Here is a 14,990-nt window from a genome sequence, read left to right on the forward strand (position 1 = left end):
CGACGCGGCCGTCGTCGGCGAGTACGACGAGGACGGCAACGAGGTGCCGCACGCCTTCGTCGTCCGCCGGTCCGAGGGCGGCGAACCCACCGAGAACGACGTGCTGCTCCATGTCGCCGAGCGCGTCGCACCGTACAAGCGCGTCCGCAAGGTCACCTTCACCGACAGCGTGCCGCGCGCCGCCTCCGGGAAGATCCTGCGGCGCGAGCTCAGGGAGCGGATATGACCACGATCATCGGACGCTCGCGCACCCGCGGCGTCGAGACCCTCAGCCTGGACGCCACCGGCACCCGCAACGCGCTGTCCGCGCGCCTCGTCGCCGGCCTCGCGGACGCGCTGGCCGAGTGCGGCAAGGACCCGGACGTACGGGCCGTCGTCCTCACCCACACCGGTAACACCTTCTCGGCCGGCGCCGACCTGCGTGAACCGCCGCACCCGGACGCGCTGGTCGGCCTGCTGCGGCAGCTCGTCGAGCTGCCCAAGCCGGTCCTTGCCCGGGTCACCGGGCATGTCCGCGCGGGCGGCCTCGGCCTGCTCGCCGCCTGCGACCTGGCCTTCGCCGGCCCTGCGGCCACCTTCGCCTTCACCGAGGTGCGCATCGGGGTGGCCCCCGCGGTGATCTCGCTGCCGCTGCTGCCGCGCGCCGATCCGCGCGCCCTGGCCCGCTACTACCTCACCGGGGAGCGCTTCGGGCCCGAGGAGGCCGTGCGCACCGGGCTGCTCACGGCTACCGCCGCGGATGTGGACGAGGCTCTGGCACCCGCCCTGGAGGGGCTGCGCCGCTCCGCGCCCGAGGCCCTGGCGGAGACGAAACGGCTGCTCACGGCTAGGGTGCTGGAAACATTCGACCGGGACGCGGCGGACCTCACCGCGCTCTCGGCCCGCCTGTTCGCCTCCGACCAGGCCCGGGAGGGGATGACGGCCTTCCTGGAGAAGCGGGATCCGGCATGGGTGGTGTGAGCAGATGAGCACGACGGCGGACCGCGCCCGCGGACCACGGGCGGACCGCGACCGGCAGCCCAAGCAGGACCGCAGCCGGGCCACCCGGCAGCGGCTCCTGGAGGCCGCCGTCGCCTGTCTCGCCGAACACGGCTGGGCGGGCTCCACGGTCGCCGTCGTCGCCGAGCGCGCCGGGGTCTCCCGGGGCGCGGCCCAGCACCACTTCCCGACCCGCGAGGACCTGTTCACGGCGGCCGTCGAGTACGTCGCCGAGGAACGCTCCAGCGCGCTGCGCGACCTGTTCCCGGACGGCGTGCGGGGCGATCGCCGTGCCGTCGTCACCGCCCTGGTCGACCTCTACACCGGCCCCCTCTTCCGGGCCGCCCTGCAACTGTGGGTGGCCGCCTCCAACGAGGAGCAACTGCGCGGCCGGGTCACCGAACTGGAGGCCCGCGTCGGCCGCGAGACCCATCGCATCGCCGTCGAGCTGCTGCGCGCCGACGAGTCCCGCCCCGGCGTCCGCGAGACCGTCCAGGGCCTCCTCGACATGGCTCGCGGCCTCGGCCTCGCCAACGTCCTCACCGACGACACGGCCCGCCGCGAACGGGTCGTGGCCCAGTGGGCGGCCCTGGTGGAGGCATCGCTCGGCTGAGCCACCGGGTCGTCGCCGGGTTCCGGTGGAGTGCGGCGGAGTGAGCCGGGCCACATCCCTATCGCGGTGCGCGCAGTACTCTGGGCGCATGCTTCCGATGCTCGTCCGACGCCGCCACGTGGACTACGTGCGCGTCACGAGCATGGGCTGTCGGCGCCACACCGCCTGATCCAGCCCCCCAGCTTCGCTCTGCGTTCTGCACTCTTCCTTTTCCGGCACCCGGGGGCCGTGTACCCCTGCGGCCGCCCGTGCCCCGTACACCCTGCGGACACACCATGACCTCGCACATCGCGACGACCGCGTCGTACGACCAGCTGCCCGTCATCGACCTCTCCGCCGCCGACCGCGGTCCCCGAAGCCGGGAGCTGCTGCACGCCCAGCTGCACAGCGCCGCGCACGACGTCGGCTTCTTCCAGCTGGTCGGGCACGGCGTGACCAGGGCCGAGACGGACGCGCTGATCACCGCCATGCGTGCCTTCTTCGAGCTCCCGGAGGCCGACCGGCTGGCGCTGGACAACGTCAACTCCCCGCATTTCCGCGGCTATACGCGCACCGGCGACGAGCGCACCGGCGGCGCCCGCGACTGGCGCGACCAGCTCGACATCGGCGCCGAGCGGGCCGCCCGGGTGCCCGGCCCCGGAGAGCCGCCGTACTGGTGGCTCCAGGGCCCCAACCAGTGGCCGGCCGCCCTGCCCGAGCTGCGCACCGCCGCCCTCGCCTGGATCGACCGGCTCAGCGCGGTCGCCCAGCGCCTGCTGCACGAACTGCTGACCGCCATCGGCGCCCCCGCCGACTTCTACGACCCGCTCTTCGGCGACCGGGCCCACCCGCACCTCAAGCTGGTCCGCTACCCCGGCAGCGCGGGCGACGGCGCGGACCAGGGCGTCGGCGCGCACAAGGACTACGGCTTCCTCACCCTGCTCCTCCAGGACACCGTCGGCGGTCTCCAGGTCCAGCGCGAGGACGGCCGCTTCCACGATGTGCCGCCGCTGGAGGACGCCTTCGTCGTCAACCTCGGCGAACTCCTGGAGGTCGCCACCGACGGCTACCTCCTCGCCACCAACCACCGCGTGGTCAGTCCGGCCGGAGCGACCGAACGCTTCTCGATCCCGTTCTTCTACAACCCGCGCCTGGACGGCAAGGTCGCCCCGCTCCCCTTCCCGGGCGCCACCCAGGCGCCGGGCATCACCACCGACCCGACGAACCCCCTGTTCGCCGAGTACGGCTACAACGAACTCAAGGGCAAGCTGCGGGCGCACCCGCTGGTGGCGGAGCGGCATCACGCGAGCCTTCTGACCCCGGCCTAGGCGACGGCCCGGCAGGGGCGCGGAGCGGAGCCGATCCACGGCTCCGCCGCCCCGCTACCGGGCGATGTCCGCATACCCCTCGATGTCCTGCGGCCGCCGCGGCCCCGGCCCCACATACCTGGCCGTCGGCCGCACCAGCCGGCCCGTCCGCCGCTGTTCGAGGATGTGCGCCGACCACCCCGCCGTGCGCGCGCACGTGAACATCGACGTGAACATGTGCGCCGGCACCTCCGCGAAGTCCAGCATGATCGCCGCCCAGAACTCCACGTTCGTGGCCAGCACCCGGTCCGGCCTGCGGCTGTGCAGCTCCTCCAGCGCCGCCTTCTCCAGCGCCTCCGCGACCTCGAACCGCGGCGCCCCCAACTCCCGCGCCGTACGCCGCAGCACCCGCGCCCGCGGGTCCTCGGCCCGGTACACCCGGTGCCCGAACCCCATGAGCCGCTCGCCCCGGTCCAGGGCCCGTCTCACATAGCCCTCCGCGTCCCCGGTGCGCTCGATCTCCTCGATCATCCCGAGCACCCGGGAGGGCGCGCCGCCGTGCAGCGGGCCGGACATCGCGCCGACCGCGCCCGAGAGCGCGGCGGCGACGTCCGCGCCGGTGGAGGCGATGACCCGGGCGGTGAACGTGGACGCGTTCATGCCGTGCTCCGCGGCCGATGTCCAGTACGCGTCGACCGCCGCGACATGCCGGGGGTCCGGCTCCCCGCGCCAGCGGATCATGAACCGCTCCACCACCGACCCGGCCTTGTCGATCTCCCGCTGCGGCACCATCGCCAGGCCCTGCCCGCGCGCGGACTGGGCGACGTACGACAGGGCCATGACCGCGGCCCGCGCCAGGTCGGCGCGCGCCTGGCGCTCGTCGATGTCGAGGAGGGGCTTGAGACCCCAGACGGGGGCCAGCATGGCGAGCGCGGACTGGACGTCCACACGGATGTCACCGGAGTGGACCGGGATGGGGAAGGGCTCGGCGGGCGGCAGCCCCGGGTTGAAGGAGCCGTCGACCAGCAGGCCCCACACATTGCCGAAGGAGACATGGCCGACCAGGTCCTCGATGTCGACGCCCCGGTAGCGCAGGGCCCCGCCCTCCTTGTCCGGTTCGGCGATCTCCGTCTCGAACGCTACGACTCCTTCGAGCCCGGGTACGAAGTCGGACATCAGGCGGCTCCTCGTGCTGGGCGGGCGGCGCGGCTCTGAACGGGCCTGGAATCAGCACGATAACCCCGTATGTCTCACTTGGAGAGACTTGACGACACTGGGTGCCAGCAGGCCCATTAGATACGGCAAGATGACCGCGTGACCGACCGCGAACCACTCCTGGATCCCGTCCTCGACCCCGCCGCGATGCGCAAGCAGTACCGGGCCGACGGACTCGCCGAACAGGACCTCGCCACGCACCCCATGGACCAGTTCGCACGCTGGTTCGAGGATGCGGCCCGGGCGGCCCTCCACGGCACGCTCTACGAGCCGAACGCCATGGTCGTCGCCACGGCGGACGCCGAGGGGCGGCCCAGCTCACGCACCGTGCTGATGAAGCAGTTCGACACCGAGGGCTTCGTCTTCTACACGAACTACGACTCCCGCAAGGGCCGGGACCTCACGGCGAACCCGTACGTCTCGCTGCTCTTCCCCTGGCATCCGCTGGCCCGGCAGGTCATCGTCACGGGCGGCGTCCGCCGTACCGGGCGGGACGAGACGGCCGCCTACTTCCGCACCCGGCCGCACGGCTCCCAGCTGGGCGCCTGGGCCAGCGCGCAGTCCGCGGTGATCGGCTCGCGCGCCGAACTGGACGCCGCGTACGCCGAGTTGGCGGACCGCTACCCCGAGGACGAGCGGGTGCCGGTGCCCCCGCACTGGGGCGGCTTCCGTGTCGTACCGCAGAGCGTCGAGTTCTGGCAGGGCCGCGAGAACCGGCTGCACGACCGGCTGCGCTACACCGCCCGCCCGGACGGCACCTGGGGGGTCGAGCGCCTCAGCCCCTGAGGGGCCCGGGAACGCAGACGACCCGCGAGCTGGGTTCCTCCGGAGAGGAGCCGGCCGGACGTACCGGCAGCTCGCGGGTCGGGTGACTGCTTGGGATTGGGCCGGCTGCACGTATCCCTCACGTGCCGGTCCGGCACCGCACTGAGCGTGGTGACGAGCCGCTAGCCCGCAGCCACCTCACGCGTCCGGTATGCATACATCTGCCGAACCACCTCCCTTCTGTGTGCCCCCAGCCTAGGAACCGGCCGCGGCGGGCTCAACTGTTTTTTCGGGGCATCCGCCGACGGCCCCGGATCGCCCGAATGGAGGAGCGTCATCGGTGGTAGGACTGCTGGCTGTGACTGATCTTCCCGTTCTTCGGACGGCCCCGGTCGAGGGCGACGGCATGCTGGAGCAGTGGCGGCTCGTGCACAACGCGGTGGTGCCGCCCGCCGCGATGTCACCGGCGCAGGCCCGGGTGCGCAGGGAGCGGTACCTGCTGGCGAACGCGTACGCCGGTGACGTCCTCGTCGGCTGCTCCACCGTGCGGCCCCCGCTGGGGGAGCAGCGGGTGGCGACCGTGATCGCGCGGGTGCTGCCCGAATTCCGGCGCCGGGGGTTCGGGACGGTGATCTACGGGAACGCGCTGGACCGGGCCCGCGCACTGGGCGCGGGCGTCGTGGAGACCTGTGTGCTGGCGGCGAACGGCGACGGACTGCGGTTCGCCGTACGGCGGGGCTTCGAGGAGGTCGAGCGCTATGTGCTGGACGGTGAGCGGGACGAATGGGTCGACCTGCGACTTCTGGTGACGGGACCCGGGGATTGATTCCCTCCATCTTGAGGGAACAGGATGTGGGCTGCGTCACGTTCGAGTTGAATGAGGGGCAGTGAGCGGAACGGGCGCCTTACGTGCGCCGACGCAGCGTGCAGGGGGTCGAGGTGAGTGCTTCCCGGCGAAGTGGGGCCACCGATGAGCTGGGGCCCGACGAGCCCGGCGCGTCGGGGGAACCCGGCGGGTCCGATCTGCTGGCCGCGCTGCTCGACGGCATGGACGCGGCCCTGTGCGCCTTCGACGCGGCCGGCGTCGTCACCCACTGGAACCGCGAGGCCGAGCGGATCCTCGGCTGGAGCGCCAAGGACGCGGTCGGGCGGCACGGCTTCGCCGGCTGGGCGGTGCGCACCGCCGACGCCGAGGAGGTCCAGGCCCGGCTGCTCTCCGCGATGCGGGCGCCCGGACGGCAGGTGCATGAGTTCGCGCTGCTGACCAAGGACGGCGGCCGGGTCCTCGTGCGCACCCAGTCCGCCGCCGTACGGGACGCCGACGGCGAGCCCGCGGGCGTCTACTGCGCCTTCAGCGAGGTGCACGCGCAGATCGACCTGGAGCGGTCCATCGCCCTGAGCGAGGCCCTGTTCGAGGACGCCGAGTGGGGGGTCGTCCTGGTCGACGCCGATCTGCGCCCGGCCGTCGTCAACGCGCACGCCTCGCGCGCCCTCGGCATCGGGCGGGCCTCCGCGCTCGGCCGGCCGCTCGGCGAACTGCTCGCGCAGGGCGTGGAGGAGCTGGAGGCCGCGCTGACCCATGTCCTCGCCGAGGGCGCGCCGCCCGCACCCGCCGAGGTGTGGGTCACCCTGCGGAGCCCCGCCGAGGGCGAGCAGCGCCGGTGCTGGCGCAACGCCTTCCTGCCGCTCGCCTCCCCGCTCGCCGAGGAGCCCGTGCCGCTCGGGGTCGGCTGGCTCTTCACGGACGTCACCGAGGCCAAGCGGGGCGAGCAGGAGGCCGCGCTGCTGCGCTTCCGCACCAAGCAGCTGCACCGCGCGGCCCGCGCCGCCGCCGAGTGCGAGGACCCGCTGGAGGCGGCCACCGTCCACCTCGACTACGCCCTTGCCGGGTTCGCCGACCACGCCCTGATCGACCGGCTCGCCGACGCGCCGCGCACACCGGACGCGGCGGGCGCGGGCGCGGTACGACTCGTACGGCTCGCCGCCACGCCCGCCGGGGCGCCGGGCCCGAGCGTGCTCACCGGGGCCGCCGGACTGCCCGTGCGTTACGAGCCGGGGCATCCGGCGCTGAGCTGCGTGGAGCGCACCGGCTGTGTGCGCGCGGAGGCCGGCTCGGTGCCGCCCGAACTGGCCCGGGAGTGGGCACTGCGCAGGCAGTGGCCCGGCGACGCGGTGCACGCCCTGTGCGCGGTGCTGCGCAGCCGGGGCCGCACACTCGGCGTCGTCACCTTCCTGCGCGGCGCCGCGCGCACCCCCTTCGAGCGCTCGGACGCGTCGTACGCCGAGGACGTGGCGCTGCGGATAGCGGCGGCGCTGGACCTCGCGGGGGCGACGCGGGAGCGCTGAAGCGCCGAGGGTCAGGGGCAGCGGGTCAGCGGCGGTAGAAGATCCGGTCGCCGTACTCGTCCATCACCCGGTTGTTCCAGTCGTGGCCGCCGTCCACGTTCCCCGAGCGCAGCAGCGGGGGTTCGATGCCGCGGTCGGCGAGGGTGGCGGCGGTGGTGGCGAGGACGGCCTGCATCAGCGCCGTGGTGACCACGGTGGAGGCGGGCGCGAAGGGGGCCGGGATGGTGTCCAGGGTCAGCTCCGCGTCGCCGACCGCGATCTTCGAGTCGAGGACGAGGTCGCAGTGGTCCTTCAGGAACGTGCCCGAGGAGTGCCGGGACGTCGTCTGCGCCGCGTAGGCCACCGAGGTCACGCCGATCACCTTGATGCCGAGGGCACGGGCGCGCTGGGCCATCTCGACGGGCAGCGCGTTGCGCCCCGACAGGGAGATGATCACGAGGGCGTCGCCGGAGCGCAGCGGCGAGGTGTCGAGTACGGCGCTCGCGAGCCCGTCGACACGTTCGAGCGCGGAGCCGAGGGTGGCCGGGGTGACGTCCACACCCACCACGCCGGGGACGGTGAGCAGGTTCATCAGGGCGAGTCCGCCCGCGCGGTAGACGACGTCCTGCGCGGCGAGCGAGGAGTGCCCGGCACCGAAGGCGAACAGCCGGCCGCCTCTTTCGACGGTGTCGGCGAGCAGGGTCCCGGCGGACTCGATCGCCTCCGCCTCTTCCTCCCTGAGCCGTTGCAGGAGGTTGATGGCGGCGTCGAAGAACAGGTCGGCAGGCGTGCCGTCGCTCATGCGGTGCCCCTTCGCAGCGCGTCTGTGTCGCGGATCACGGTGCGGTCTGGACCAGTGCGGTGTCAATACGGCGTTGCCCATTCCGGTGCCGGGGCCCGCCGCCGCGCCCCGAATCCGCCCCGTTCCCCCGGTGCGACCCGCTTGTCGGTGGGATCCGGCAGAATTGGGTTGAGGCCAGCGCACGCGCCAGGTGCCGGCAGAGGTAATCGAGGGGCACGTATGTCCGGACTGATCGACACCACGGAGATGTATCTCCGCACCATCCTCGAACTGGAGGAGGAAGGCGTCGTCCCCATGCGCGCCCGGATCGCGGAGCGGCTCGACCAGAGCGGGCCGACGGTGAGCCAGACGGTGGCGCGGATGGAGCGGGACGGCCTGGTCGCCATCGCCAGCGACCGCCATCTGGAGCTGACCGGCGAGGGCCGCAGGCTCGCCACCCGGGTGATGCGCAAGCACCGCCTCGCCGAGTGCCTGCTGGTCGATGTGATCGGCCTGGAGTGGGAGCAGGTGCACGCGGAGGCCTGCCGCTGGGAGCACGTGATGAGCGAGGCCGTCGAGCGCCGCGTCATGGAGCTGCTGCGCCACCCGACCGAGTCGCCGTACGGCAACCCGATCCCAGGCCTTGAGGAGCTGGGCGAGAAGGACGGCGCCGATCCGTTCCTGGACGAGGGCATGGTCTCGCTCGCCGACCTGGACGCGGGTACGGACGGCAAGACCGTCGTCGTGCGCCGTATCGGCGAGCCCATCCAGATGGACGCGCAGCTGATGTACACCCTGCGCCGGGCCGGGGTGCAGCCCGGTTCCGTGGTGAGCGTGACCGAGTCGGCGGGCGGGGTGCTGGTCGGCAGCGGTGGCGAGGCGGCCGAGCTGGAGGCCGACATCGCCTCCCATGTGTTCGTCGCCAAGCGCTGAGCCGAGAGCCGAGCCGCACCGGGTCCCCCGGACGGCAGAGGGCCCCGGCGCCTTTCGGCGCCGGGGCCTGTCCTCCCCTGCGCTGACCCGGAGCCCCGAGCTCCCAGGGTCAGTCCCCCTCGGACCGATTTCCCCGAGCGGTCCGCCTCCCGCCAGAAAGATCCCCTCCGCGACGGCGATCATTCCTGGCGCGGTGTCACTCGAATGAGCGGTGTTGTCCGCAGGGGCAGTATTTTCGAACGCCCATTCGCAAAAACGGTGCGTCCGGACGGGACGGCTGCTCACGCGTACAGCCGCAGCTCCGGCCAGATCTCCCCCCACGCCCGCCGCGGCCCCTCGCACACATACACATGCCCGCCCCGCTCGATGTTCGGCGCGCCCCCGGGGTCGGACAGCGTCGCCACCTCCCGTACGTCCCGGAAGTACCGGCGCAGCCTGGCCTCGTACCCCGGGAGATACCGGGGGTTGGGCGCGATCGCCACCACCGTCGTGGCGCCCGCGTCGCCGGGGCCCCACCACCAGTCGGTGTTCTGCGAGCCCACGGCCGTCGGCAGCCCGGTGCCGCGCCCCAGCTCATTGACGGCGCCCGCCTCGCCGTAGTCCGCCGCGAAGATCACCGCGTGCGCCCGCCGCTCGGCCGGCAGCCCGGTCCACACCTGCCGCACGGTCCCCACAAGGCGGGGCCAGCCCTGTGTCTCCCCGGAGATCGGGCTGATGCCGTACGTCCAGGCCACGTCGGACGGCGGCAGCACCGGCAGCACGATCACGGCGGACACCGCGGTCGAGAGGGCGGTGCCGAGCACCAGGCCGCGCAGCCGCTCCCGGCCGGCGTACAAGGTCCCGTCGAGCGCCACCGCGCCGGCCGCGAGCAGACACACGTACAGCCCGGCCAGGTAGTACACCTGCGCCCCGGTCGTCACCGCGAACAGCACGAACAGCACGCCGTACGCGAGTGCCAGGCACCGCCACAGCGGCCGCTCGGACCGCCACAGGAACCGCAGCCCGGTCACCCACACCACGATCATCGCCAGACAGGACATGCCGAGCTGGCCCACGATCCAGGTGACGATGTTCCCCGGCCCGCCGTGCTCGGCGTTCAGCGCCCGCGTCATCTCGAACATGGCCCAGCCGTGCCGCGACTGCCACCACAGATCGGGCAGCACCGGCGCTGCGGCGATCAGCGCGCCCCACAGCAGCCGGCGGTCGGCCGCGGTCCGCCGGGCCGGGCCGAGCAGCACCGCCGCCAGCAGCACGGCCCCGAAGATCGCCGCGAGGTGGTTGAACTCCGCGCCGACCCCGACCAGCGCTCCCGCGGCGAGCCACCACCGGGTGTCGCCGGTGCGGCCGATCCGCACCACCACCAGCGCGATCGCCGCCCACGCCAGCGTCTCGTACGACGTGGTGTTGGCGATGTGCGCGCTGCCCAGCAGCACCGGCATGGTGCCCGTCGCGACCGCCGCGAGCAGCTGCGGGCGCCGCGCGCCGCCGAACTCCCGCGCGGTCAGGGCGCCCACCACCACCGTGCCCGCCGCGGCCAGCGCGGGGAACAGCCGCAGGCCCGTCGCCGAGACCCCGAACAGCTCCAGCGAGACCCTGGCCAGCAGCGGCGCCAGCACCGGCTGGTCCACATAGCTCGCCTGGAGGTGCCGGGCGCAGTCGAGGAAGTACAGCTCGTCGCGGTGGAGGCCGTAGCGCGCGGAGAACGCCATCAGCAGCGCGAACACCGCCACCGCGACGCCGTACACCCGCCGGTCCAGCGGCGCGGGCCGCCCGCCGTCGGTCTCGCCCTTGTCGCCCTCGTCGTCCGCAGGTCTGGTGACCGTCGCGTCCGTCATCCCCGACACCCCCGTCTCGGATCCCGGCCATGCCGTCCGCGCGGCTCCGGGCCGCACGTACCTTACGCACCCCGGCTGTGCGGGGCGAGGCCGCGCGCCGGGCCCCACTGCCGGGCCAGCGCCAGCACGCTCAGCGCGAACATCAGGACGCCCAGCGGGACATGGACCGACGGGACGTGCGCGATGCCGAGCACGACCTGGACGGAGGCGAGGACGAGGAAGCCGGTCGCGTGCCAGATGGACCGGGGCGAGCCGCCGCCCGGCTTCCACGCCAGCACCGCCGCGAGCACGTACAGCATCGCCGCGCCGTACATCACCCGGGCGCCGATGCCGTGCAGCGTCTGGCCGTACGACACCGTCAGCAGCAGCCCGGCGGAGACCGCCTGGCAGAAGATGGTCAGGGTCTGAAGGGCGATCGCGAACCGCAGAAACGAGTGAGTCCGCTGTGCTGTCGGCTGGTCGGCCATGTCACGCTCCCCTTGTCCGCCCGTGGGCAGTGGATCGGTGGATCGATAAGGTCCGATCAGCCCGACGACGCGGGCCCGCGAAAGGTAAGGCGAGGAGGCGGTCGGGGGATGGGCGCGACGGGGGCGGACACCGACGGGACGGCCGGTGAGCGGCGCCAACTGCTCAACATGGCCTACCGGTTGCTCGGCTCACTGGCCGAGGCCGAGGACGCCGTACAGGAGGCGTACGCGCGCTGGTACGCGCTGCCGGGCGCCCGGCGCGCCGAGATCGTGAACCCGGGCGCCTGGCTGACGACGGTGACCGGCCGCGTCTGCCTGGACGTGCTCGGCTCGGCGCGGGCCCGCCGCGAACGGTATGTCGGGGCGTGGCTGCCCGACCCCCTGCCGGGCCGGGAGGGGAGCGGCCCGCCGGGCGGCACCGACCCCGCCGACCAGATCGTCCTGGACGAGTCGGTGACCATGGCCTTCCTTGTCATCCTGGAGTCGATGACGCCCGCCGAGCGGGTGGCGTTCGTCCTGCACGACGTCTTCCGGTACCCCTTCGCCCGGATCGCCGAGGTCCTCGGCCGCACCCCCGGCGCCTGCAAGCAGCTGGCGGCCTCCGCCCGGCGCCGGGTGGACGCCGCCCGGCCCCCCGAGCCGACGGCCGGACTCGCCGAGGCGGTACGGCACGTCAAGGAGGCGTGGGAGGCCAAGAACGTCACGGCCCTCGTCGGCCTCCTCGACCCGGCCGCCGTGCTGACCGCCGACGGCGGTGGCCTGGCCGGAGCCGCGCTGCGCCCCGTCGAGGGCGGCGCGCACATCGCCCGGTACATGGTCGCGATCGCCGACCGGGCCCCCGGTCTCGAACTCCTGGAGTGTCCGGTCAACGGCACCCCGGGGCTGGTGGCCCGGCGCGCCGGGGTGGTGCTGACCGTCGCCTCGTTCGAGATCAGCGGCGGCCGGGTGTCCCGGATCTGGGTCGTCCGCAACCCGGAGAAGCTGGGGCCGTGGGCGCGGGAGGAGCGGCCGTAGCCCCGGCGGCGCTCACCCCTTGCTGACCGCCGCCAGGATCTCCGGCAGCCGCCCCGCCGCCCGCGGGGCCGCAAGACGCAGCCCCAGCAGCGCGATCCCGGCGCCGTACACCGCCCCGACGGGCAGCAGCAGCCAGGTGCGCCCGACGCCGTCCGTGCCCTGGGCCAGCCACACGGTCAGGGCGATGTAGGGGGCGCACAGGACGGCGGCGGTGAGCATCCCGCCGAAGATGCTGATCCAGGCGAGGCCCGCCTGCCCGGGGACGACGCTCTTGAGGCCCTCCTGCGGAATGGAGTACGGGAACCGCGCCGACGCCCACGCCCCGGCCGCCAGCATCGCCCCGAGCAGCGCCAGGGACATCCCCAGCACCCGCGGCAGCATGGGCCAGGCGTCCAGCAGGGCGACGTTCAGCACGGTGACGAGCGCGGCGTAGGGGAGCGTGATCAGCAGCAGCGCGAGGGCCCGGCCGCGCAGCTCCTCATACGCGTCCCGGGGCGAGGAGACGGTCAGGGCCACCATCCAGAAGGCGGAGGTGTCCTGCCCGAACTGGTTGTACATCTGGAGGCCCAGCATCCCGGCGGCGAAGCACGCGAAGTAGACCGAACCGGTGTGCTGGAGCGCGTAGAACACCGGGATGAGCAGCCCGATCGCCAGCGAGGTCACCCAGGCGGCCTTGGTCTTCGGATCCCGCCACACATAGCGCAGGGTGCGCTCCATGACCGCGCCGGTGCGCCCGGCGGGCAGCAGCCGCGTGAGCCCGCCCGTGCGCCTGCTCTCCGCGCGCCCGCCGTCGGCGGCCTGGAGCGTGGACCCGTCCGGCGTGGTCATCAGCTTGGTCATGCTCCGCGCCCAGCCGACGACCAGTGCCACCAAGGCCGCCGCCGTGAGCGCCAGTTGGGCGAGCGCGATGCCGTACGACCCCTCGCTCGCCGAGCGCACCGCCGCCACCGCCGACGCGGGCGGGACCCAGGACAGCACGTCCGCGACCGGCCGCAGCTGGCCGAGGCCGCCCGAACCCAGGCGCCGCGCCGCGAAGTTGACCAGCTGGCTGCCGATGGCGATCACCAGTCCGCTGAGCACGGCCAGATCGCGGCCTCTGCGGCTGGTGAGCAGCCGTACGTTGGCGGCGGCCACGGCCCGCGCGAGCGCCACGCACACCAGCAGCGCGAGCACCAGCGCGACGATCGCGGTGACCCAGCCCGCCGCGCCCCGCGCCGGTACCAGCACACAGCCGAGCAGCAACAGCAGGGTGACCAGCGGGCCGACGCCGACCAGGGAGGACACCAGCAGCGCGCGCATCAGCGGGAGCGGCCGCAGCGGCAGCATCACCAGCCGGGTCGGGTCCAGCGTCTCGTCGCCGGTCGGGAAGAACAGCGGCAGGAAGGCCCAGCCCAGGGCCAGTACGGCCGTGGCGGTCACGGAGACCACCTCGCCGTGCGGCTGCCGGCTGAGCAGGACCATGCCCGGCAGCTGGGCGAGCGCGAACAGCAGCGCGAGGACGCTGGAGACGATGAACGCGTCCCGCCGCCCCCGCGACTGCCGCAGCCCGCCCCGCAGCAGCGACAGCTTCAGGCGTACGACGGTGCCGGTGAGGTTCGTCATCGGGGCGCCCCGCCGCCCAGCCAGTCCAGATCGGACCCGGCCTGCCGGCCGTTCGCCCCGACCAGCTCCAGGAACGCGTCCTGGAGCGTGGGGTGTGCGCCGCGCACCTCGGCGAGCGGCCCGGCGGCGCGGATCCGGCCGGCCGCCAGCACCGCGACCCAGTCGCACAGCGACTCGACCAGCTCCATGACATGGGAGGAGAAGACGACCGTGGCACCGGAGGCCGTGTACCGCTCCAGGACGCCCCGGATGGTCTGCGCGGACACCGGGTCCACACCCTCGAACGGCTCGTCCAGGAACAGCACTTCCGGGTTGTGCAGCAGGGCCGCGGCGAGACCGATCTTCTTGCGCATGCCGGTCGAGTAGTCCACGACCAGCTTGTGCTGGGAGCCGGCCAGGTCGAGCACGTCCAGCAGCTGGGTGGCCCGCTTGTCCACCTCGGCGCCCGGCAGCCCGCGCAACCGGCCGGTGTAGCCGAGGAGTTCGCGGCCCGACAGCCGCTCGAACAGCCGCAGCCCCTCGGGCAGCACCCCGATCCGCGCCTTCACGGCCACCGGGTCCCGCCAGACGTCGTGCCCGACGACCTCCACGGTGCCCTCGTCCGGCCGCAGCAGCCCGGTCACCATGGACAACGTGGTCGTCTTCCCGGCTCCGTTCGGCCCCACCAGCCCGATGAACTTCCCCGCGGGCAGCTCCAGATCGATCCCCCCGACGGCCACCTGCTCCCCGAACCGCTTCCAGAGCCCCCGTATGCACACTGCGGTGTTGGTCATGCTTTGAAGCCTACGGCGGCCCGTTCAGCGCCACCCCGCTACCGGTCCCTGCCGCACGCGTACGCGAGGGCCGAGATCAGCTCCTCCACATCCGGCAGCCACCGGTTCGCCGGCGTCGGCCGCCGCGCCCACTGCACCGCCCCCCGCCCCCCGAACCGCGTGGGCGGCGCCGCCACATACGCCCCCTCGCCCAGCGCCACCAGATCGAGCGAGGCGGGCACCCACCCCGAATTCCGCACCAGCTCGGGCACCTTCGCCGAGCCGCCCGGCAGCACGAAGAACTGCATCCGCCGGTCGGGAGAGAGCGCGACAGGACCGAGCGTCAGCGACATCCGCTCCAGGCGGGCCAGCGCCAGGAACCCCGCGGTCTCCGGGACGGACAGCGCGTCGAACGTGCGCCCCG

16 protein-coding genes are annotated in these 14,990 nt (G+C 73.5%); 9 read left to right on the forward strand and 7 right to left on the reverse strand.

The genetic code is table 11. The features are described 5' to 3' along the window. The 4 genes from CCN72_RS02890 to CCN72_RS02905 form a co-directional block, all read left to right on the forward strand. The coding region (locus CCN72_RS02890) for a 4-coumarate--CoA ligase family protein (RefSeq protein WP_143664029.1) at positions 1-226 on the forward strand (226 nt) is incomplete at its 5' end. Beyond that, complete coding sequence (locus tag CCN72_RS02895; RefSeq protein ID WP_086806187.1) at positions 223-960, forward strand: enoyl-CoA hydratase family protein; 738 nt, start codon at positions 223-225, stop codon at positions 958-960. The genes CCN72_RS02890 and CCN72_RS02895, both read left to right, overlap by 4 nt. A 4-nt stretch (positions 961-964) precedes the next feature. Further along, the gene (locus tag CCN72_RS02900) at positions 965-1,591 is read left to right on the forward strand and encodes a TetR/AcrR family transcriptional regulator (protein ID WP_085565290.1); all 627 of its coding nucleotides are present in this window, start codon (positions 965-967) and stop codon (positions 1,589-1,591) included. A 275-nt stretch (positions 1,592-1,866) separates the two neighbouring features. Then, complete coding sequence (locus CCN72_RS02905) at positions 1,867-2,898, forward strand: isopenicillin N synthase family dioxygenase (RefSeq protein WP_086806188.1); 1,032 nt, start codon at positions 1,867-1,869, stop codon at positions 2,896-2,898. A 54-nt stretch (positions 2,899-2,952) separates the two neighbouring features. On the opposite strand, the gene CCN72_RS02910 is transcribed toward CCN72_RS02905, so the two are convergent. After that, positions 2,953-4,053, reverse strand: a complete 1,101-nt coding sequence (locus CCN72_RS02910; protein WP_086806189.1) for a citrate synthase 2 — start codon at positions 4,051-4,053, stop codon at positions 2,953-2,955. A gap of 138 nt (positions 4,054-4,191) precedes the next feature. Here CCN72_RS02910 and pdxH point away from each other — a divergent pair, with 138 nt between their 5' ends. The 3 genes from pdxH (at position 4,192) to CCN72_RS02925 (ending at position 7,203) form a co-directional block, all read left to right on the forward strand. After that, on the forward strand, positions 4,192-4,878 hold the full coding sequence (gene pdxH, locus CCN72_RS02915; protein ID WP_086806190.1) for a pyridoxamine 5'-phosphate oxidase: 687 nt from the start codon (positions 4,192-4,194) through the stop codon (positions 4,876-4,878). A 337-nt stretch (positions 4,879-5,215) separates the two neighbouring features. Beyond that, on the forward strand, positions 5,216-5,683 hold the full coding sequence (locus CCN72_RS02920; RefSeq protein ID WP_244174112.1) for a GNAT family N-acetyltransferase: 468 nt from the start codon (positions 5,216-5,218) through the stop codon (positions 5,681-5,683). Positions 5,684-5,796: 113 nt separating this feature from the next. After that, entirely contained in the window at positions 5,797-7,203 is a 1,407-nt protein-coding gene (locus CCN72_RS02925; protein ID WP_086806198.1) for a PAS domain-containing protein, read from the forward strand. A 25-nt stretch (positions 7,204-7,228) separates the two neighbouring features. Here CCN72_RS02925 and CCN72_RS02930 read toward each other — a convergent pair whose 3' ends face one another. After that, positions 7,229-7,984 carry an SIS domain-containing protein gene (locus CCN72_RS02930; RefSeq protein ID WP_086806192.1) on the reverse strand — a complete coding sequence of 252 codons (756 nt, stop codon included), beginning with the start codon at positions 7,982-7,984 and terminating at the stop codon, positions 7,229-7,231. Positions 7,985-8,203: 219 nt separating this feature from the next. Between CCN72_RS02930 and CCN72_RS02935 the strand changes: the two genes are divergently transcribed. Continuing rightward, positions 8,204-8,896 (forward strand): iron-dependent transcriptional repressor DtxR, encoded by a 693-nt coding sequence (locus CCN72_RS02935; RefSeq protein ID WP_085565285.1) that lies wholly within the window; start codon positions 8,204-8,206, stop codon positions 8,894-8,896. Between the two features lie 281 nt (positions 8,897-9,177). Here CCN72_RS02935 and CCN72_RS02940 read toward each other — a convergent pair whose 3' ends face one another. After that, positions 9,178-10,731: an ArnT family glycosyltransferase gene (locus tag CCN72_RS02940; protein WP_086806193.1), complete on the reverse strand. Its 1,554-nt coding sequence runs from the start codon at positions 10,729-10,731 to the stop codon at positions 9,178-9,180. 62 nt (positions 10,732-10,793) lie between these two features. Further along, positions 10,794-11,198 (reverse strand): hypothetical protein, encoded by a 405-nt coding sequence (locus CCN72_RS02945; RefSeq protein ID WP_086806194.1) that lies wholly within the window; start codon positions 11,196-11,198, stop codon positions 10,794-10,796. A gap of 108 nt (positions 11,199-11,306) precedes the next feature. Here CCN72_RS02945 and sigJ point away from each other — a divergent pair, with 108 nt between their 5' ends. After that, the gene (gene sigJ / locus CCN72_RS02950; RefSeq protein WP_086806195.1) at positions 11,307-12,212 is read left to right on the forward strand and encodes an RNA polymerase sigma factor SigJ; all 906 of its coding nucleotides are present in this window, start codon (positions 11,307-11,309) and stop codon (positions 12,210-12,212) included. A gap of 12 nt (positions 12,213-12,224) precedes the next feature. Here the strand turns inward: sigJ and CCN72_RS02955 are convergent, their stop codons facing one another. The 3 genes from CCN72_RS02955 to CCN72_RS02965 form a co-directional block, all read right to left on the reverse strand. Next, positions 12,225-13,814: a transporter gene (locus CCN72_RS02955; RefSeq protein WP_086806196.1), complete on the reverse strand. Its 1,590-nt coding sequence runs from the start codon at positions 13,812-13,814 to the stop codon at positions 12,225-12,227. Continuing rightward, a complete protein-coding gene (locus CCN72_RS02960) occupies positions 13,811-14,587 on the reverse strand; it encodes an ABC transporter ATP-binding protein (RefSeq protein ID WP_085565280.1) in 777 nt (258 codons plus the stop codon). The genes CCN72_RS02955 and CCN72_RS02960 overlap by 4 nt, the downstream gene beginning before the upstream one ends. Positions 14,588-14,625: 38 nt before the next feature. Then, a partial coding sequence (locus CCN72_RS02965; RefSeq protein ID WP_208637899.1) for a bifunctional DNA primase/polymerase occupies positions 14,626-14,990 on the reverse strand: 365 nt, incomplete at its 5' end.

Source organism: Streptomyces murinus (assembly GCF_002154555.1).
GTDB classification, from domain to species: Bacteria; Actinomycetota; Actinomycetes; order Streptomycetales; family Streptomycetaceae; genus Streptomyces; species Streptomyces murinus.